We start from the raw sequence: 19,506 nt of genomic DNA on the forward strand, positions 1-19,506 counted from the left end.
ATGGCCCTCGCCCCGCCGCTCCGCCGGCCCCCGCGGTTCCGCCCGGTGCTGGCCGTGGTGGCCGTCGTCGCCGCTCTCGCGCTGCCGGTCACGCCCGGCGGCGAGGGCGGCGCGGGTCCCGCCGACGCCCTGTCCGCGCTGGCCGTCGGCTTCTGCGCGGTACGGCTGCTGCGCGACCGCCGCCGCCCGCTCGGCCGCACCGCGGCCCTGGTCCTCGGGCTGCCGGTGGCCGGCCTGTCGCTCGCCGCGATGAACGCGGTCGCCCCGGGCGCCGGGATCAGCGGCCTCGGCCGCTACCTCCAGATCTTCGTGCTGGTGCCGGCGGCCGTCGTGCTGCTCGTCCGCGACCGCTCCGACCTCCGGCTGCTGGCCTGGTCGTTCGTGGCCCTCGCGGGCTGGCAGGGCGGGATCGGCGTGCACCAGTACCTCACCGGGACCGGCGCCTCCTACCAGGGCGAGGACGTCCGCGCGGTCGGCACCTTCGGGGCGAGCGACGTGATGGGCATGGCGACGGTGGTGGCCTTCGGGCTGGTGTGCGCGGTGGGCCTGGCGCTCGGCCGCTCGGCGGCCCGGGAGCGCGGACTCGCCGCCGGCTGCGCCCTCCTCCTGCTCCTGCCCCTCGCCCTGTCCTTCAGCCGGGGCGCGTGGATCGCCACCGCCGTCACGCTCACCGTGCAGCTGACGCTGTCCGGGCTGCGCCGGGCGCTGCGGGTCGGCGCGGTCGTGGTGGCCGCGTGCGTGGTCCTGGTGGGCGGGCTGGGCGTGGGTACGGCGATGCTGCAGGAGCGGATCGACAGCATCGGGCAGGTCGCCGACGCGCCCGACCAGTCGGTCACCGACCGGTACACGATGTGGGCGGCGGCCGTCGACATGTGGCGGGAGCACCCGCTGAACGGGGTCGGGCTGAAGGGCTTCCCCGAGTACCGGGACGGGCACGCCTCGCTCGCGCTGTCCTCCGGAAGCGACACCGAGGGCGCGGGTGCCGCCTTCCGCAGACAGCCGCTGCTCTCCCCGCACAACATGTACCTGCTGGTCCTCGGCGAACAGGGGCTGATCGGGCTGCTCTGCCTCGCGGGCGGCTGGCTGGCCCTGCTGGTGTGCGCCCTGCGCGGACTGTGGCGGGTGCGCGCGGCCGGCGGGGCGGGTCTGGAGTGCCCGCTGATCGCCTGCGGACTGCTGGTCTGGCAGCTGGTGGACTTCGCGTACGCCGACATCGGCGGCCCCTCCACCGTGCTGACGGCGGTGTGCTTCGGTCTGGTCGCCTGGTGGGCCCTGGTGGGCGGCGACCGCGTCGGCACCGGGCCGGGCACCGCCGTACCGGGCGGGCGGCGGGCGCCGGCCGGGCAGGCGGCACTGAGGTGAGCGCCTCCCGCGGGCCCGGACGGCCGCCGGGCCCCGAGACCGGCGGGGCGCGCGCGTCCGGCGCCCCGCACGGACCGGCGACGGACGCCGTACGCCTGCCGCGGGCCACGGCGGGCACCGGCGGCCCCACCGTGCCGAAGGCCCGTGCCGCGGAGCCGGCCGACGCCCCCGAACACACCCCGCCCACCGGCCGTTTCCTCGCCAGGGCCACCCTGCTCACGGCCTCCCTCACGGTCGCGGCGGCGCTGCTCGGGCTGGTGCGGGACCAGTCGCTGGCCCGGCTGTTCGGTGCCGGGCGGGGCACCGACGCCTTCCTGGTCGCCTGGACCGTGCCGGAGTTCGCGGCGACGCTGCTGATCGAGGACGGGCTGGCGTTCGCGCTGATCCCGGCGTTCAGCCTGGCCCTCGCCCGCCGCGCGCAGGGCGCCGCCGGTGACCCGGTGCGGTCACTGGTGGCGGGCACGCTGCCCCGGCTGGCGCTGGCGTTCGCGGCGGTGGGCGCGCTGCTCGCGCTGGCGGCACCGCAGTTCGTCGGGGTCCTCGCGCCGGGCCTGCCCGACGCGGGTCTCGCCGTGGACTGCACCCGGCTCACCGCGACCTGCGTGCTGACCTTCGGTCTCGCCGGGTACTGCAGCGCGGCCCTGCGGGCGCACCGCCGCTTCCTGGCGCCGGCCGCCATCTACGTCGCCTACAACATCGGGATCGTCACGGCGATGTACGCCCTCGGCGGCCGCTGGGGGGTGCGGTCGGCGGCGGTCGGGGTCGCGGCGGGCGGCTGCCTGATGGTGCTGGTGCAGCTGCCCTCGCTGCTGGGGCGGTTGAGCCGCCGCCGGACCGCCCGGGCGCGCCCCGGGGAGACCGCCGAGGCGCGGCCGATGGACGTGCCGCTGCTGGCGAGCGTGCTGCTGTTCGCGCTGGGCCGGCAGTCGCAGGTGCTGATCGAGCGGTTCCTCGCCTCCGGGCTGCCCGCCGGTGCCATCTCGCATCTGAACTACGCGCAGAAGGTCGCGCAGATCCCCATGACGCTGTCGACGATGCTGTGCACGGTCACCTTCCCGGTGGTGGCGCGGGCGCTGGCGGAGGGCGACACCGAGCGGGCCCGGGCCCGGGTGGAGCGGGACCTGGCGGTGGCCGCCGCCGTGGTGCTGCTGGGCACCGCCGCGGTGATCGCCTGCGCCCCGCAGCTGATCGGCCTGCTGTTCCAGCGGGGCGCGTTCACGGCCGCGGACACCGCGGCGACCGCCGCGGTGATGCGCGTGTACGCGTTCGGGCTGCTCGGCCAGACGCTGACCGGGGTCCTGATCCGCTCGTACTTCTCGGCGGGCCGCGCCACCTGGTATCCGGCCGGTGCGATGGCCGTGGGCCTGGCCGTGACCTTCTGGATCGGTGACCGGACCGTCGGCACCGGGGGCGTCACCGGGATCGCCGCCGCCAACGCCGCCGGCATCACGGTCACCGCCGTCCTGCTGCTGGCCGGCACGGGCCGCCGCGGTGTGCCCCTGCGGACCCGGCAGGTGCTGGGCGGGCTCGGCCGGCCGCTGGTGGCGGCCGCGGCCGCCACCGGGGCCGGCGCCTGGGTCGCGAGCCTGCCCGCGGCGCCGCTCGCCGGTCTCGTGGCCGGCGGCACCACCGTCACCGTCGTGTTCGCCCTGCTGGGCTGCGCCCTGGGGGCCCGGGGTTTCGCATCCGCACTCCGTCTCGTACGCACCCGCACCAGAAGGGTCGCCCATGCCTTCTTCCGCTGAGCCCGCCGTCAACGTCCGGCCGGCCACGACCGGACCGGTCCCCTGGATCGCCATGTACCACTCCGTCGGCGACCGCACCGACGACCCGTACCGCATCACGGTCACTCCCGAGCGCCTGGACCGGCAGCTGCACTGGCTGCGCCGGCGGGGGCTGCGCGGGGTGTCGGTGGCCGAGCTGCTCGCCGCGCGGGCGGCCGGCGGCGGACGGGACCTGGTGGGCCTGACCTTCGACGACGGCTACGCCGACTTCCTCGACAACGCCCTGCCCCTGCTGGAGCGCTGGGGATGCACCGCCACCCTGTTCGTCCTGCCCGGCCGGCTCGGCGGTGACAACGCCTGGGACCCGCTGGGCCCGCGCAAGCCGCTGCTGACCGCCGACGGCGTCCGGCGCGCGGCCGACGCGGGCGTGGAGATCGGCTCGCACGGCCTCACCCACGTCGACCTCACCCGGGCCGACGACGCCCTGCTCACCGCCGAGACCGCCGAGAGCCGGGCCCTGCTTGAGGAGCTGACCGGGCGTGCGGTCACCGGCTTCTGCTATCCGTACGGCACGGTCGACCGGCGGGCGGTGGACGCCGTGCGGAACGCCGGGTACGGCTACGGCTGCGCCATCGACCCCGGCCGGCTGAACGGCCCGCACGTCCTGCCGCGCGTGCACGTCGGGCAGGACGACACCGCCGTACGCCTGTTCCTCAAGCGGCGGCTGCACCGGCTGCGCCGGCGGCCCGTGGAGGGGGTGTGAGGGCGCTGCACATCATCACCGGGCTCGGCGTCGGCGGTGCCGAGCAGCAACTGCGGCTGCTGCTGCGGCACCTGCCGGTGCACTGCGACGTGGTGACGCTGACCAATCCCGGCCCGGTCGCGGCCGGGCTGGCCGCCGACGGGGTGCGGGTGGTGGACCTCGGGATGACCGGCAACCGGGACCTGGCCGCGCTGCCCCGGCTGGCCCGCGTCGTCCGGCGCGGCCGCTACGACCTGGTGCACACGCACCTGTACCGGGCCTGTCTGTACGGGCGGATCGCCGCCCGGCTGGCCGGGGTCCGGGCGGTCGTCGCCACCGAGCACTCCCTCGGGGACTCGCAGATGGAGGGCCGTCCGCTCACGGCGGGCGTGCGCGGGCTGTACCTCCTGGGCGAGCGGCTGGGCCGGTCGACCGTCGCCGTCTCCCCCACGGTCGCCGAACGGCTGGGCCGCTGGGGCGTGCCCGGGCCGCGGATCGCGGTCGTCCCCAACGGCATCGACCGGGCGCGGTTCGCCTTCGACCCGGCGGCCCGCCGGCGGGTCCGGGACGAACTCGGGCTCGCCACCGACGCGTTCGTCGTCGGCGGCATCGGCCGGCTCGCCCCCGGGAAGCGCTTCGACGTCCTGATCCACGCCCTGGCCGGGCTGCCCGCCGACTGCCGGCTGCTGCTGGTCGGCGGCGGTCCCGAGGAGGACGCCCTGCGGCGGACGGCACGGGCGGCGGGGGTCTCCGGCCGGGTGCTGTTCGCCGGCGAGCGGCCGTACCTGCCCGACGGCTCCCCGGGCCCGGCCCTGCCGGCGCTGGCCTCCGCGATGGACGTGCTGGCCTCGCCGTCCCCCGAGGAGGCGTTCGGGCTCGCGGCGGTGGAGGCGCTCGCGGCCGGGCTGCCGGTGCGCTACACCTCGTGCCCCGCACTGCAGGACCTGCCGCCCGAGGCCGCCCCGGACGCGGTGCGCGTCCCGTGCGACGCCGGCGCCTACGCCCGCGCGCTCGCCGCCGTCCGCGCCGCCGGCCCCGGCCCGCGCACCGCCCCCGAGGCGGCCCGCCACTACTGCATCACCCGCAGCGCCGCCCGCCTCATGGAGGTCTACACGGCGGCGCTCGCCCCCGCGTCCACCCGAGTCCCCGTCCAGCAGGGAGCAAGACCGTCATGACCGACCACCACAGCCGGCGCCATCGCCCCGCCCGTCTCGCCCGCGTCCGCGCGCTGCCACCCTGGTCGCTGGTGGCCGCCGGGGTCCTCGCGGGTGGGCTGCTGGGCGGTGCGTACGGCGGGCTGAAGACGCCGACGTACACGGCGACCAGCTATGTCGTCGTCGTCCCCACGGAGCGGTCGGACACGTCCTCGGCGCTGGGCTTCGCGCAGGCCTACGGCCGGGTCGCCACACAGCTCGCGGTGCTCGGGGACGCGCAGGGGCGGGCCGGGGTGCCGGTGGAGACCCTGCGCGAGAGCGTGCGCACCGCGACCTCGCCGGACGCCCCGATGGTCGCCGTCTCCGCCACCTCCGCCCGCCCCGCCCAGGCGGCCGCCATGGCCAACGCGGTGGCCGCCGCGCTCACCGCGCAGGCGAACGGCACCAAGGCCGACACGCACGTCCAGCTGGTGCAGTTCTCCCGGGCCGTGCGGCCGGACTCGCCCACCTCGCCCTCGGCCGGGCTGACCGCTCTGGTCGGGGCGAGCGGCGGCGGCCTGCTCGGTGGTCTCGCGCTGCTGGTACGGCCGCGGCGCCGCCCGGAGGACGAACTGCTGCGGCCGGCGTCGGTGCCCGCACCGGCCGTGGCCGCCGACGCCCGCGGCCGGCTGTGACGGCGACGCGCACGGCGCCCGCCACCCGGGCCGCCGTCACCGCCGAACTCGTCACCGACGAGCGCGTCTTCGCGGCGCTCGCCCCGGCCTGGGGGCGGCTGCACGCGCGGTGCGCCGCCGCGACCCCGTTCCAGAGCCACGCCTGGCTGCACTCGTGGTGGCTGTCGTACGGCAGGCGCGGCCGGCTGCGGCTGCTCCTCGTGCGCCGCGGCGGTGAACTGCTGGCCGCGGCACCGCTGATGCTGGTCCGCCGGCCGCTGCCCGCGCTGGTCCCGCTCGGCGGGCCGATCTCCGACTACGCGGACGTGCTGCTGGACGACGGCGACGACGGGCGCGCGGCCGACGCCCTCACCGAGGCGCTGGCGGAGGCGGCACGCACGGCGCTCGTCGACTTCCGCGAGGTGCGCCCGGGCGGCACCGCGCAGCGGATCCACGACCGCTGGCGCGGACCGCGGCGCACGCTCGGGGACTCGCCGTGCCTGGAACTGCCCGCCCTGCCCATGGACGGCCTGGTGGCACGGCTGCCGTCGCAGAAGGCCCAGCGGGTACGGGCCAAGCTGCGCAAGCTGGACGCGCTCGGCGTGACCCGGCGCACGGTCGGCCCCGAGGAGGTGGACGCCGCGCTCGGCCGGCTCCTGGAGCTGCACCGCTTGCAGTGGCAGGGACGGAAGGTGACGTCCGAGCACCTCCAGCCGCGGTTCCGCGCGCACCTGGTGCGGGCGGTCGGTCCGATGGTGCGGTCCGGGAACGCGGTGGTCACCGAGTTCCTGATCGACGGCGAGGTGGTCGCCGTCGACCTGACCCTGCTGTCGCGCAGCCTGGTCGGCGGCTACCTGTACGGCGCCCACCCGGGCCTGCGGCAGCGGAAGGCGGACGTGGCGGTGATGCTGCTGGACGCGTGCGCGGAGCACGTGGCGGGCGGCGGGCGGGGCACGCTGAGCCTGCTGCGCGGTGACGAGCCGTACAAGCACCACTGGCGTCCCGAACCGGTCGTCAACCAGCGGCTGCTGCTGGCCCGGCGGCGCACCGCCCCGCTGCTGACGGCCGCGCTGTGCGACGCGGCCGCCCGGCACCGGGGCAGGGAGGTGCTGCGCCGGTGGCGGGAACGCGGGCGGGGCTAGCGGTTCGCCGGCCACCGGCCGAGGGGCAGGCAGAGCTTCCGGCCGAGCAGGGACTCGATCCACTCGCCGAGGTCCAGCGGCGAGCAGTCGGCGGGGGCCGGCGGCGGGGTCGGGACCGGCTCGGCCGGGGTGCGTTCGTCGGTACGGCCGTACAGCGCCGTCCGGTAGACCTGCGACGCCCCGGGGTTCGCGCCGCACTGCCACACGCCGTGCGGGCAGTAGTCGGTCAGCGTGTTGTACACCGGTCCGTGCTCGTCGAACCAGGCGAGCATGCGCCGCATGTACTCGGCGTCGTCACCGTTGCGGAAGAGCCCCCACTCCGGGTACGAGACGGGCTTGCCGTGGGCCCTGGCGAAGTCCACGTGCTGCTGGAGCCCGTAGGGCTCGGACACCTGCTCGTCGAACGACATGCCCGCCGGCTGGTCGTAGGAGTCCATGCCGATGATGTCGACGGTGTCGTCCCCCGGGTAGCAGTCGGTCCACGGCACGGCGTCCCGGCCGCGGGACGGCGTGAAGTCGAACCGGAACCGCTGGCCGGGCACCGCGCGCATGGCCGCGACGATCCGCCTCCAGTACGTCTTCCAGGCCTCGGGGTCCGGTCCGCAGCGGTGGCTGTAGGTGATGCCGTTCATCTCCCAGCCGAGCACGATCACCGTGTCCGGGACGCCGAGCCGCACCAGCTGTTCGGCCAGGGTCCTGAAATGGTGGTCGAACGCGCCTGCCGCGGCCTGGCTCAGCAGCCCCCGTACCTCGTCGTCGGACAGGCCCTCCTCGTTGCGCTCCTGCATCGGCACGTTGAGGACGAGGGTCCGGTCGGCCTTCCGCTGCCGCCACTGCGCCCACGCGTCGAGGAAACCGGGCGGCCCCTCGATGTCGCGCCAGGTTCCCCCGGGCAGGTAGGTGTGGGCGACCTTCAGCTCGGTCCCGCCGAGCCAGGCGCTCATCGCGGCCATGCGGGCCACCCCGAGCGGCCCGGAGTCGAGGAAGGCGCCGAAGGGCGGGACGGCGGCGGAGCTGCCCGCCGCCGGGGCGGGAGCGGACGGCCCCGCGGTCCGCGCGCTCCCCGCTCCGGGTCCGGGAGCGGCCGCCAGCACGAGCGACGCGACGGCCGCCGCCGCGATGCCGGTCAGCCGCCCGAGGCGGCGCCGCCGCTGTGGAGCCGCGTACTGCTGAGGAGCCCTGTGCCGAGGAGCCACGCTGCTCCTCCCTCCGCTCGACTGCGTTCCCGCATTGCTGTCCCTGTTATTGACGGACGGTCATACCGATATGAATTCCGCCCGGCTCGGTTACGGCTTCCAGGTGACCCGAACCCCCGCACGGGCGAACGGACGAGAAGGTGAGCAGCTGCTGATGCACGACCTGCTGGTGGTGGGCGCGGGCCCCTACGGCCTGTCCATCGCGTCGCACGCCACGGCGGCCGGACTCGACGTCCGCGTACTCGGACGGCCCATGCAGACCTGGCGCGAGCACATGCCCCGCGGCATGTTCCTGACGTCGGAGCCCTGGGCGTCCGACCTCTCCGACCCCGAGGGCCGCTGGCGCCTCGACGTCTTCTGCGCCTTCCGCGGGGTGGAGGTCCGGCACGCCGAGCCGATCCCGCTGGAGCTGTTCGCGGAGTACGGCACCTGGTTCGCCCGCAACGCCGTGCCCCTGCTCGAACAGCGGACCGTGACCCGGGTGGCGCCGCGCACCGGCGGCTTCGAGGCCGTCACCGAGGACGGCGGGACGCTGACCGCGAGGACGGTCGCGCTGGCCGTCGGCGCCCTGCCCTTCGCCGAGATCCCGGCCCCCTTGCGCGGCCTTCCCCCGGCCCTGGTCTCCCACAGCAGCGACCACGCCTCCCTCGACCGCTTCCGCGACCGGGACGTCACCGTGGTGGGCGGCGGCCAGTCGGCGCTGGAGACGGCCGCGCTCCTCGCCGAGCAGGGCACACGGGTGCGGGTCCTGACGGTGGCCGACCGGCTGCGCTGGAACGAGGTGCCGCCGCCCCGGGAGCGTCCCTGGTGGCGTTCGGCCCGCTCCCCGCACAGCGGGCTCGGCACCGGCTGGCGGAACGCGTTCTACGCCGAGCGGCCGGACCTGTACCGGCGGCTGCCCGAGCGGACGCGGGCCCGGACCGCGTCCCGGGCGCTGGGCCCGGCGGGTGCCTGGTGGTTGCGCGAGCGGGTGGAGCACCGGGTGGAGATCCTGCCCGGACGCAGGGTGGTCGCGGCCGAGGAGGTGCCGGGCGGCCTGCGTCTGACGACGGCGGTCCGGCGGGGCGGTGGCGGGGTGCTGGAGACCGGTCATGTGATCGCGGCGACCGGCTTCCGCGCCACGGTCGACCGGCTGCGCCTGCTCTCCCCCGAGCTGCGCGCGCTGCTGGCGGCGGGCGCCGACGGGGCACCCGAGGTGGGGCTGGAGTTCGAGTCGTCGTATCCCGGTCTCTTCCTGGCCGGTCCGGTCACCGCGGCGGGCTTCGGCCCGGCGATGCGCTTCGTGCACGGCGCGGCCTTCACGGCGGGCACGCTGGTGCGGGGGTGCGGCGGCGGCTGCGCGCGGGGCCGGCCGGCTGGCGGATCCCGGCCGGCCGGACCGGCGGAGCACCGCACGCGGTACGGCACTGAGGACGCCGGAGGTCGCGGGGTGCCGGGCGCTCGGGACCGGCACCCGGCGCCCTACCGACGGGAGGTTGCCCGGCCGCGGCGGTACAGGATCGTCCCGGCCGCGATCAGCGCGGCACTGGCGGCCGAGGTCGCGAGCATGGCCCGGGCGTCACCGCCGGTGTGCGGGAGGCTGGGCCGGTGGTGATGCCAGCCGTGGGGCGGGGTGTCGTCCTCGCCGTATCCGGGAGGCGTGGGGTGGTCGTCGCCGCCGTAGGGGGGCGGCGTGTGGTCGTCGCCGCCGTACGGAGGCGGGGTCGTGTGGTCCTCGCCGCCGTAGGGGGGCGCGGTCGTGTGGTCGTCACCGCCGTAGGGAGGCGCGGTCGTGTGGTCGTCACCGCCGTAGGGAGGCGCGGTCGTGTGGTCCTCGCCGCCGTAGGGGGGCGCGGTCGTGTGGTCGTCACCGCCGTACGAGGGCGGAGTCGACGGCGGGGTGGAGGGCGGGGTCGTGTGGTCCTCGTCCCCGTACGACGGCGGCTTCGAGTGGTCCTCGTCGCCGTACGACGGGGGCGTCGAGTGGTCGTCGCTGCCGTACGACGGCGGGGTCGAGTGGTCCTCGTCCCCGTACGAGGGCGGCGTCGAGGGCGGGGTCGAGTGGTCCTCGTCCCCGTACGAGGGCGGAGTCGAGTGGTCCTCGTCCCCGTACGAGGGCGGCGTCGAGGGCGGCGTCGACTCCTCGTCCCCGTACGACGGCGGGGTCGAGTGGCCCTTGTCCTCGTTCGCACAGGCGTTGGCGAAGGCCGGGTTCAGGGCGGCTGCCACGTCCACGGAGTTGCCGCAGACGTTGACCGGGACGTTCACCGGAACCTCGACGCTGTTGCCGGACACCAGGCCCGGCGAACCCTGGGTGACGCTCTGGGCTTCCGTGTCGGCGAGTGCGGCGCCGCCGCACAACGACAGCATGCCGGTCGCGGCCGCGGCCACGACCATGCCCTTACTGAGGGTCTGTCGCAATCTCGTTGTCTTCCTGCTCGTAGAAGTGGAAAAGCCGGCCTCGGAGCGCAGAGTCGAGTGATCGACGATCCGAGGCCGGCGGTACACAGCCGGAGGCTGATGCGTTGTGGTGCGTCTCAGTCGTTGGCGCAGCCGCTGCCGAGCGCCGGGTTGAGCAGACCGATGACGTCGACCGAGTCACCGCAGAGGTTGACCGGCACGTGGACCGGAATCTGGACGACGTTGCCGGACAGGAAGCCCGGGGAGTTGGCGGCGGCGGCGTCGGCACCGGAGTCGGCGAAGGCCGGAGCGGCCATGCCGAGGGCCAGGAGGGCGCCGGCGACGAGAGCAACGCTCTTCTTCATGGATGTTCCCTTCTCTGGGGTCATGCCCCAATGACTGCCAGAACCGTGCAGGCACGACGTGGACGGTCGTGGCACGGAACGAGGAATTGACGGAATTCGGCTTTGCGGAACGCGAACTGATGGATTATCACTCGATCGCACCCGCCATGCCCCGTACAGCTCCCTCGAAATGAACGTGGAAAAGGCCCGGACAGCCCGCAGACAAAGCAGCGGACGGCCCGGGCCCGACCAGTTCGGCTCAGCCTTCGCCGTTGGACGAAAGAACCGACAGGTCTTCCAGGACGTGGGAGACCGCACCGTCCCGCTTGACGTTCGACGAGTTGTCGTCGCACTGCTGCTGGAGGTGGTCCGACAGGATCGGAATGTCCTGGGCCGTGACACCGATGAGGGCGTCGACCGCGACGTCGACGTCCTGGACGCCGACACACGGCTTGTTGAGCGTGCCCTGCACCAGCGACAGCTGCGGGCTCATGTTGCCCTTCGTCGCCGAGTTGCCGAACGACGACACGGCGCCGTTGCCGTTGGCGACGGTCGGTCCGTCGTCGTTGCCGATGGCAAGCGCCTGCGGCGCGGCCGCCACCGCCATTCCCACGACAGAAGCGGCGGTCGCAGCGGCGACCATTGCCTTCTTGAGCACTTCGCGTTCCTTTCCTCGTAGCGACGCATGTCCTACGGCGACATCAACCCGGCCCACCAGGAATGGTTGCGCCCATTCACCCGGTTGGCCCGCACGACCGTGGACGGGGCGGGAAATCACCAAAGCCTAAAAGCGCACCACCAGTCCGCGCTGTCCGCCGTGGGAGTGAACGGGAGAAACCACACGGGGCCGGGGGAGTTGTCCAGAACGCTCCGGTGGACGGGGTTTCCTCTGAAAGGACTGGCCAGTGATCAGGAAGATTGTTGCCACTGCGGCCGTCGCCGCTTCCGCCATGGGCGCCTCCGCTGCCGCGGCACCGCAGGCGCTGGCGCTCGGGAACGACAGCGGGCCGACCGCCGCGAACGGCAACGGCGCTTGGCAGAGCTACGGCAACTCGGCCACGTACGGGAACATGAGCCCCCAGATCGCGCTGATCCAGGGCTCCTTCAACAAGCCGTGCATCGCGGTCAACGACATCCCGGTCGGTGTCGGCGCCCTCATCGGCGTCAACGTCCAGGACCTCCCGATCCTGTCGGACCACATGCAGCAGCAGTGCACCGAGAACAGCACCAACGCCAAGCGCGACGGTGCGCTGGCGCACCTGCTGGAGGACGTGTCGGTCCTGTCGCAGAACTCGGAAGCCGGCAAGTAACCGATCCCGGTGCGTGCAGCGGGTCGCCGAGCAACTCGGCGGCCCGCTGCGGCGTTTCAGCGTCGGTAGAGCGCCTCGATCGTCTCCGCGTACGTGGCGGTCACCGCGTGCCGCCTGACCTTCAGCGACGGGGTCAGCAGTCCGTTCTCCTCGGTGAACTCCCCCTCGACGACGGCGAAGGCGCGGACGGACTCGGCGCGGGAGACCGCCTCGTTCGCGTAGTCGACGGCCTTCTGCACCTCGGCCCGCAGCCGTTCGTCGCCGGCCAGCTCCGCGACCGGTGTGTCCGCCGGCAGTCCGCGCACCGCCAGCCAGTGGGCGAGCGCCTCGGGGTCGAGGGTGACCAGGGCGGCGACGAAGGGCCGGTTGTCCCCGACGACCACGCACTGGCCGACGGGTGAGCGGCTGCGCAGCCGGTCCTCCAGGACGGCCGGGGAGACGTTCTTGCCGCCGGAGGTGACGAGGATGTCCTTCTTGCGGCCGGTGATGGTGAGGTAGCCGTCCTCGTCGAGCGAACCGAGGTCCCCGGTGGCGAACCAGTCGTCGGTGAGCACGGCGTCCGTGGCCGCCGGGTCGTTCCAGTACGCCCCGAAGACGATCGCCCCCTTGATCAGCACCTCGCCGTCGTCGGCGATGCGTACGGCGGCCCCCGGGACGGGCAGTCCGACGGTGCCGGGGCGGGGGCCGAGCGGAGGCACGAGGGTGGCCGCGGCGGAGGTCTCGGTCAGGCCGTAGCCCTCGTGGACGACGATCCCGGCGGCGTGGAAGAACAGGTTGAGGTTGCGGTCCAGAGGGGAGCCGCCGCTGATGGCGTACCGCATGCGGCCGCCCAGCTCGGCGCGGATGCGCCGGTAGACCAGCAGGTCGTACAGGGCCCAGGCGGCGTACAGGCCGGGGCCGGGGCCCTTGCCGGTGCCGAGGAACTTTTGCAGGTACGCCTCGGCGAAGCGGACGGCGACCCGCTCGGCGCGGTCGAAGGAGGCGGCGCGGCCGATCTTCTCGGCGGTGGCGCGCCCGGTGTCGTGGATCTTCTCGAAGAGGTACGGCACCCCGACCAGGAAGGTGGGCCGGAACTCCTTGAGCGCGGGCCGCAGTTCGTCGGGCCGGACGCTCGGGAAGTGGCCGATCTCGATGCGGGCGAGCAGGCAGGCGAGTTGCAGGGTGCGGCCGAGGATGTGGGCGAGCGGCAGGAACAGCAGGGTGGACGCGGTCCGGCCGGTGACGGCCTGGAAGACCGGGTGCAGCAGTTCGACGGTGTTGGCGGCCTCGGCGTGCAGGTTGGCGTGCGTGAGGACGCAGCCCTTGGGCAGGCCGGTGGTGCCGGAGGTGTAGCAGATCGTGGCGATGGTGCCGGGGCTCGTCGTGGCGCGGCGCCCCGCGAGCTCGTCGTCGGGGACGTCAGCGCCGAGGGCGGCGAGGTCGGCGAGGGCGCCCGCGTCGAGCTGCCACAGGCGTGGGGGGCGGGTGTGGCCCGCGGTGCCGGCGGTGACGGTGGCCGCGTTCCCGACGGTCTCGGTGACGGCGAAGCGGGCGCCGGAGTCGCGCACGATCCACTCCACCTGCTCGGCGGAGGACGTCGGGTAGACGGGTACGGACTGGCCGCCGGCCGCCCAGATCGCGAAGTCCAGGACGGTCCACTCGTAGCGGGTGCGGGACATCACGGCGACCCGGCCGCCCGGTTCGAGGCCGGCGGCGATCAGACCCTTCGCGACGGCGGCGACCTCGGTGGCGAAGGCGGCCGCGGTGACCGGGTGCCAGGCGCTCCGTACGCGGCGGCGCACGAGCACCGCGTCGGGGTCTCGGCCGCGTGCGCGAACGGCAGGTCGGCCAGGGACCCGGTGGTGAGCGCGGGCGCGAGGGGCGCCGCCCGCACCTCGCGCACGGCGCCCTTCGCGTCCCGCACGAGTTCCACCGCGCTCCGGTCCGCCAGATCGGTCCGCCGCCGTGCCCGCTTCAGTTCCCTGCGTACGCCCATGACGGCTCCCGGTCGCGGCTCGTGCCCTGCCAAGCTCCTTACCGGTGCGTCAACTTACTCGTAAGTAAGGGAAGGTCAATGGGGCGTGCGCTATCTCCCGGGACGCCGGGCGGGGTCAGGAGACGATGTCCTTGCGGGCGAAGCCCCTGAACGCCAGGGCGAAGAGCACGAGCGCGTACGTCACGGAGATCGCCGCGCCCTGGATCATGCCGGCCCACTCCGGACGGGGCTGGACGGCGTCGGCCCAGGCGAACTGCCAGTGCGCGGGCAGGAAGTGGCGCCAGTCGCCGAGCGCGGTGACGGCGTCCAGGACGTTGCCGACGATGGTCAGGCCGACCGCGCCGCCGACCGCGCCCAGCGGGGCGTCCGTCTTCGTGGACAGCCAGAACGCGAGCCCCGCGGTGACGAGTTGGGACACGAAGATGTACGCGACCACGACCACCAGGCGCTGGGCCGCCGTACCCGCGTCCAGCACGCCGCCCGTGGGGATCTGCAGCGGGCCCCAGCCGTAGGCGGCCGTGCCGACCACGAGGGCCACCACCGGCAGCAGGACCATCGCGGCGAGGCTGAGCCCCAGCGCGACGACGAGCTTGGACCACAGCAGCCTGGCCCTCGGCACGGGCGCCGCCAGCAGATAGCGCAGGGAGGACCAGCCGGCCTCGGAGGCGACCGTGTCCCCGCAGAACAGGGCGACCGGGATCACCAGCAGGAAGCCCGCCGAGACGAACAGGTTGACCGCGGCGAAGTTGGCGCCGGACGCGGTGGCCGTGTCCATCAGGGTGACCTGGTTGTTGCGGCCCCCCGGCTCGCCGCCGACGGCGAAGGCGATCAGCAGCACGAACGGCAGCACGGCGAGGACCGCGCCCATGACCAGGGTGCGGCGCCGCTTGAGCTGGCGGACCAGCTCCACCCGCAGGGGCAGGGTGCGGCCCGCGCGGTAGCCGGACGCCGTCTCGGCGCGCTCGGCGAGCGTGCTCATGCGGTACCTCCGATCAGGGTCAGGAACGCGTCCTCCAGCCGGCGGTGCGGGCCGACCGAGGCGACCGGCACCTCCAGCCGCACCAGCTCCACGACCAGCCGCTCGGCCGTGCCGCCGGGTTCGAGCCGGACGAGCAGACCGTCGTCGGTGCGCACGGCGGAGGCGACACCGGGCAGCGCGGCCACCTTCTCCGCGACCGGCTCCTCCACGGGCGCGGCGGTACCGACCAGCAGGGTGTCGCCGGAGCCGACGATCTCCCGGACCGGGCCGGCCTGGACGAGCCGGCCGCGGTCCATCACCACCAGGTGGGTGCAGGACTGCTCCACCTCGGCGAGGAGATGGCTGGAGACGATCACCGTGCGGCCGCCGGCCGCGTAGCGGATCATCACCTCGCGCATCTCGCGGATCTGCGGCGGGTCCAGGCCGTTGGTGGGCTCGTCGAGGATGAGCAGGTCGGGCAGCCCGAGCATGGCCTGGGCGATGGCGAGGCGCTGGCGCATGCCCTGCGAGTAGGTGCGCACCGCGCGGGCGAGGGCGTCGCCGAGGCCGGCGATCTCCAGGGCCTCCTCCAGGTGCGCGTCCTCGGCCGGACGGCCGGTGGCCCGCCAGTACAGCTCCAGGTTCTCCCGGCCGGACAGGTGCGGCAGAAAGCCCGCGCCCTCGACGAACGCGCCGACCCGGGACAGCACCGAGGCGCCCGGCCGGACGGCGTGCCCGAAGACGCGGATCTCGCCGTCGTCCGGGGTGATCAGACCCATCAGCATGCGCAGGGTGGTGGTCTTGCCGGCGCCGTTGGGGCCGAGCAGGCCGAGCACCTGGCCCTTCTCCACCCGGAAGGACAGGTCGCGGACCGCGTACCGGTCGGCGGATCTGGCGTACCGCTTGGCGAGGCCGGTGATCACGAGCGGGACCTCGGTGAGCTCCGGGTCGGGTCCGGGGGCGGCCGTGCGGCGGCGCGTGGTCAGCAGCAGCGCCAGGGCGGCCGCGGCGCCGGCCGCGGGCAGCCACCAGACCCAGGAGGGCAGGGGTGCCGCGGCGGTGCTGACGGCCGGGGCCGTGGGCACGGCGAGGTCTCCCCTCAGGGAGACGGTGTAGGTCGCGGGGGCGGCCGGTGAGGCGTAGCCGAGGTCGGTGGAGGCGAGGACCAGGCGGAGCCGGTGGCCGCGCTGCACCTCGTGGTCGATCGCCGGCAGGGTGAGCGTGACGTCCCTGCCCGCCTTGGCGCCGGTCACCCGGACGGGCGCGACCAGCTGGGAGGGCAGGACCTGGCGGGTGCCGCCGGGGCCGACGTCGTACACCTTGCCGAACAGGACCGCGTCGTCGCGGGTGGAGGTGACGTGGACGGTGGCGGTCGGGGCGCCGGTGATCCGCAGGTCGCGGGTGAGCGGCGCCGAGTCGAAGCGCGCGTACTGCCCGGGGAAGTCCAGGGAGACCCCGACGCCGAGCGCGGAGAGCTGACCGAGGCCGCCCGAGCCGCCGAGGCCGGGCAGCGCGGAGACGCCGGGCGGGCTGGCGCCGGCCGGGTTGGCGACGCGCTGTGTGCCTCCGGAGAGGGCGACGGTGCGCGGGTGGTCGTGCAGGCCGGGGTAGGCGGGGGCGGTCGCGCCGCGGTGCTGGGCGGTGCCGTCGGTGGAGTCGACGCCTCCGGTGCGGGTGATCCGGAAGGCCGGGCCGGTGGCGGTGCCCTCGTCACCCTTCAGGTACCGGTCGAACCAGCTCTCCACGCGCGCCCGCACCCGGCCGGTCTCCATGTCCCCGCCGTCGTGTCCGCCGGCGATCCAGTCGACGTCCACCGGGGCGCCGTTGGCCCTGATGGCCTTCGCGGCGGCGTCGGACTGGTCGAGGGTGAACAGGGAGTCGGTCTGGCCCTGCATCAGCAGGGTGGGCACCCTGATCCGGTCGCCGACGGCGGACGGCGAGCGCTCCTCCAGCAGCGCGCGGGCCGCCGCGTCCGGGGTGCCGGACTCGGCGACCCGGTCGTACATCCGGCACAGCGCGGGCTCGAAGCGGGCGCAGCCGCCGCCGGTGTTGAAGAACATCCCGGTCCACAGCTTCTTGAAGACGCCGCCCGGGAACAGGGCGTCCGCGAGGTTCCAGTAGGTGATGGCCGGGGCGATGGCGTCGACGCGGTCGTCGTGTCCGGCGGCGAGCAGCGCGATGGCGCCGCCGTACGAGCCGCCGGCCATGCCCACGCGGGGGTCGCCGGGCCTGTCCAGGCGGACCTGGGGCTGCTCGGCCAGCCAGTCGACGAGCCGCGAGACGTCGGCGACCTCGGCCTTCGGGTCGTTGAGGCCGATCTTCCCGCTGGAGCGGCCGAAGCCGCGCGCGGACCAGGTGAGGACCGCGTACCCGTGCCGGGCGAGGTCCTCGGCCTGGGTCCGCATGTCGTCCTTGCTGCCGCCGAAGCCGTGGCCCAGCAGGACGGCGGGGTGGCGGCCGGCGTCGGCCGGGGCGAAGAAGGAGGTGTCCAGGCGCACGCCGTCGAAGGTCACGATCCGGTCGCTGACGCGCACGGACCGGGTGTCCTCGGAGCCGACGGCCGCCGTCGCCCAGGTACCGGCGCCGGCGAGCACCACGACGGCGGCCGCGGCGGCGATCAGCCGGCGCGGCCGCTTCAGCAGCCCCCGCAGCGCGGGTACGCCCTTCCTCATTCGCCCCCGGGGGGACGGGCGAAGATCCATGCGTCAACCGTACGGGGCGGCGCCGGCGGGCGATGCTGCCGCCGGTCTGAACCGGGGACCCTCCTCACGGCGTACGGGCCGGTCCCGGTGTACGCCAGGCGCGGTACGAGGCGCCGTGATCAGGCCTGCGGGTGCTCCGGGACCTGGGTGTCCTCGGGGATGGACACCAGCCAGCGGGTGTCGCGGCGCGGGCGGAGGTAGAGAGCCCAGTAGAGGGTGGCGACGGCGGTGATGCCGCCGGTCCAGATCAGGTAGCTCGCCTCCTGCTGGGTGAGGATGTAGGCGAGGACCACGATCAGCAGGATCGGCATCGCGGGCCACAGCGGCATCCGCCAGGCGGAGGTGTGCTTGTGGGAGCCGCGGCGGGCCAGCAGGGCGGCGACCGCGACCAGCAGGTACATGGCGGTCACCGAGACGCCGGTGACGCCGTACAGGGTGTCCAGGTTGACGAAGCAGAGCAGCGCGCCGGGGACGCCGACCGCGAGCGTGGCGACCCAGGGGGAGCCGAAGCGGCCGAGCTTGGAGAAGACGGTGTTGACCGGGCCGGGCCAGGCCTTGTCGCGGGCGGAGGCGAACAGCACGCGCGAGTTCTGGATGACCATGACGATGCCGGCGTTGATGATCGCGAGGGCCACGCAGAGGCTGACGAAGGTGCCGACCGCGGAGTTGGACCAGGCGGTCACCATGGAGCTGATGTCTCCGCCGGTCAGCTCCTTGAGGTCGGAGGCGCCCATGGTGATGGCGGCGACCGGCACCAGGATGATCACGGTGGAGATGGCGAGGGTGGCGAGCACCGTGCGGGCGACGTTGCGCCGGGGGTTCTCCAGCTCCTCGGAGAGGTAGACCGCGGTGGAGAAGCCCTGGGTGACGAAGAGGGCGATGGCGAGGCCGGAGACGACCAGCATCGCGGTGACCGTGTCCGTGTGGCCGCCGGTGCCCGCGACCTGCATCGAGGTCAGGCTGCCGAGCCCGCGGTGGCTGTGGGAGAAGCCCAGCAGCGCGACGACACCGGCCGCGATGACCTCCAGGACCAGGAAGATGCCGGTGATCCAGGCGTTGGCGCGCAGGTCGAGCAGGCCGGCGAGGGTGGCGAGCAGCATGACGCCGGCGCCGGTCATCGCGGGGTCGAGGTGCACGATCGGGGCGAGGTAGTCGGCGGTGCCCATCGCGATGACGGGCGGCACGATCATGACGACCAGCAGGGAGAGGACGAAGACGAGCCAGCCGGCGAGGCGTCCGGCCATCGTCGACACCATGGCGTACTCGCCGCCCGCGCTGGGGATGAGGGTGCCCAGCTCGGAGTAGCAGAACGCCACGGCGATACAGAGGAGGGAGCCGATGGCGATCGTCAGGGCGGTGGCGGTGCCGAGGGAGCCGAACAGGTCCGGGACGACCACGAAGAGCGTGGAGGCCGGTGTGACGCACGAGAGTGTGAGGAGGGTGCCGCCGACTACGCCGATGGAGCGCTTGAGCTTCTGGGGGCTGTCAGGGGCCTCTACGAGGGGAGCCTCGACAGGGCGGAGCGTGTCGGTCATGCGGCGGAATCCGATCGACTCGTGCGACTGGGGATGGGCTCGGGAGCGCTATCGCCTCCGGCGGATCGTCGTACGTTCATCTCGTCCGCTCCCGGTGCTGCCATAGGGAACCCCGACGAAAACCACTGCGTCAATGGCTGTTTACCTTCGAAATCCGCAGTTGTGGAACGATCTCCCCTGCATCACTTTCACAGGCCGTGACGCCCTATTGGCGCATCCATCAAGACGTAGGTCAGTGTGACCTTGCTTTCCAAGGTCATTTTCCGTTCACCCCTTCGCCACCCGATTCGTCCAGCACTAACGAGAATCGCAGCCGGGGCGTCAAAAAAA

14 protein-coding genes and 2 pseudogenes are annotated in these 19,506 nt (G+C 74.3%); 8 read left to right on the top strand and 8 right to left on the bottom strand.

Annotated features, from left to right (window positions below; genetic code table 11):
- The 6 genes from N8I86_RS14920 to N8I86_RS14945 are packed head-to-tail and all read left to right on the top strand — an operon-like array spanning position 1 to position 6,777.
- The gene (locus tag N8I86_RS14920) at positions 1 to 1,362 is read left to right on the top strand and encodes an O-antigen ligase family protein (protein WP_263277979.1); all 1,362 of its coding nucleotides are present in this window, start codon (positions 1 to 3) and stop codon (positions 1,360 to 1,362) included.
- Complete coding sequence (gene murJ / locus N8I86_RS14925) at positions 1,359 to 3,107, top strand: murein biosynthesis integral membrane protein MurJ (RefSeq protein WP_079192756.1); 1,749 nt, start codon at positions 1,359 to 1,361, stop codon at positions 3,105 to 3,107. The genes N8I86_RS14920 and murJ overlap by 4 nt, the downstream gene beginning before the upstream one ends.
- Positions 3,108 to 3,159: 52 nt before the next feature.
- Positions 3,160 to 3,849 (top strand): polysaccharide deacetylase family protein, encoded by a 690-nt coding sequence (locus tag N8I86_RS14930; protein WP_317633648.1) that lies wholly within the window; start codon positions 3,160 to 3,162, stop codon positions 3,847 to 3,849.
- The gene (locus tag N8I86_RS14935; RefSeq protein ID WP_263277981.1) at positions 3,846 to 5,003 is read left to right on the top strand and encodes a glycosyltransferase; all 1,158 of its coding nucleotides are present in this window, start codon (positions 3,846 to 3,848) and stop codon (positions 5,001 to 5,003) included. The genes N8I86_RS14930 and N8I86_RS14935 overlap by 4 nt, the downstream gene beginning before the upstream one ends.
- Entirely contained in the window at positions 5,000 to 5,656 is a 657-nt protein-coding gene (locus N8I86_RS14940) for a lipopolysaccharide biosynthesis protein (RefSeq protein WP_263277982.1), read from the top strand. The genes N8I86_RS14935 and N8I86_RS14940 overlap by 4 nt, the downstream gene beginning before the upstream one ends.
- Entirely contained in the window at positions 5,653 to 6,777 is a 1,125-nt protein-coding gene (locus tag N8I86_RS14945; RefSeq protein ID WP_263277983.1) for a GNAT family N-acetyltransferase, read from the top strand. Before N8I86_RS14940 ends, N8I86_RS14945 begins: the two co-directional genes overlap by 4 nt.
- Here the strand turns inward: N8I86_RS14945 and N8I86_RS14950 are convergent.
- Positions 6,774 to 7,973 (bottom strand): glycoside hydrolase family 26 protein, encoded by a 1,200-nt coding sequence (locus N8I86_RS14950; RefSeq protein WP_385324205.1) that lies wholly within the window; start codon positions 7,971 to 7,973, stop codon positions 6,774 to 6,776. The two genes, N8I86_RS14945 and N8I86_RS14950, sit on opposite strands and share 4 nt — an antisense overlap.
- Positions 7,974 to 8,127: 154 nt before the next feature.
- Between N8I86_RS14950 and N8I86_RS14955 the strand changes: the two are divergent.
- A pseudogene (locus N8I86_RS14955) lies at positions 8,128 to 9,383 on the top strand (NAD(P)-binding domain-containing protein).
- A 51-nt stretch (positions 9,384 to 9,434) separates the two neighbouring features.
- Here N8I86_RS14955 and N8I86_RS14960 read toward each other — a convergent pair.
- From N8I86_RS14960 to N8I86_RS14970, 3 genes are all read right to left on the bottom strand, one after another.
- Positions 9,435 to 10,373 carry a chaplin gene (locus N8I86_RS14960; RefSeq protein WP_263277984.1) on the bottom strand — a complete coding sequence of 313 codons (939 nt, stop codon included), beginning with the start codon at positions 10,371 to 10,373 and terminating at the stop codon, positions 9,435 to 9,437.
- A 116-nt stretch (positions 10,374 to 10,489) separates the two neighbouring features.
- Positions 10,490 to 10,717 carry a chaplin gene (locus N8I86_RS14965; protein WP_073900592.1) on the bottom strand — a complete coding sequence of 76 codons (228 nt, stop codon included), beginning with the start codon at positions 10,715 to 10,717 and terminating at the stop codon, positions 10,490 to 10,492.
- Positions 10,718 to 10,955: 238 nt separating this feature from the next.
- The gene (locus N8I86_RS14970) at positions 10,956 to 11,354 is read right to left on the bottom strand and encodes a rodlin (RefSeq protein ID WP_073900590.1); all 399 of its coding nucleotides are present in this window, start codon (positions 11,352 to 11,354) and stop codon (positions 10,956 to 10,958) included.
- Between the two features lie 247 nt (positions 11,355 to 11,601).
- On the opposite strand from N8I86_RS14970, the gene N8I86_RS14975 reads away from it, so the two are divergent.
- The gene (locus tag N8I86_RS14975; RefSeq protein ID WP_073900588.1) at positions 11,602 to 12,006 is read left to right on the top strand and encodes a rodlin; all 405 of its coding nucleotides are present in this window, start codon (positions 11,602 to 11,604) and stop codon (positions 12,004 to 12,006) included.
- 56 nt (positions 12,007 to 12,062) lie between these two features.
- Here the strand turns inward: N8I86_RS14975 and N8I86_RS14980 are convergent.
- The 4 genes and pseudogenes from N8I86_RS14980 to N8I86_RS14995 all read right to left on the bottom strand — a co-directional run bounded on the left by N8I86_RS14980 (position 12,063) and on the right by N8I86_RS14995 (position 19,176).
- A pseudogene (locus tag N8I86_RS14980) lies at positions 12,063 to 13,981 on the bottom strand (AMP-dependent synthetase/ligase).
- A gap of 115 nt (positions 13,982 to 14,096) precedes the next feature.
- On the bottom strand, positions 14,097 to 14,960 hold the full coding sequence (locus N8I86_RS14985) for an ABC transporter permease (RefSeq protein WP_263277985.1): 864 nt from the start codon (positions 14,958 to 14,960) through the stop codon (positions 14,097 to 14,099).
- The gene (locus tag N8I86_RS14990) at positions 14,957 to 17,611 is read right to left on the bottom strand and encodes a CocE/NonD family hydrolase (RefSeq protein ID WP_263280106.1); all 2,655 of its coding nucleotides are present in this window, start codon (positions 17,609 to 17,611) and stop codon (positions 14,957 to 14,959) included. Before N8I86_RS14990 ends, N8I86_RS14985 begins: the two co-directional genes overlap by 4 nt.
- Before the next feature lie 149 nt (positions 17,612 to 17,760).
- On the bottom strand, positions 17,761 to 19,176 hold the full coding sequence (locus N8I86_RS14995) for an APC family permease (protein WP_123437777.1): 1,416 nt from the start codon (positions 19,174 to 19,176) through the stop codon (positions 17,761 to 17,763).
- Positions 19,177 to 19,506 lie beyond the last annotated feature (330 nt).

The sequence above is a fragment of the Streptomyces albidicamelliae genome, from assembly GCF_025642175.1.
Taxonomy (GTDB): Bacteria; Actinomycetota; Actinomycetes; order Streptomycetales; family Streptomycetaceae; genus Streptomyces; species Streptomyces albidocamelliae.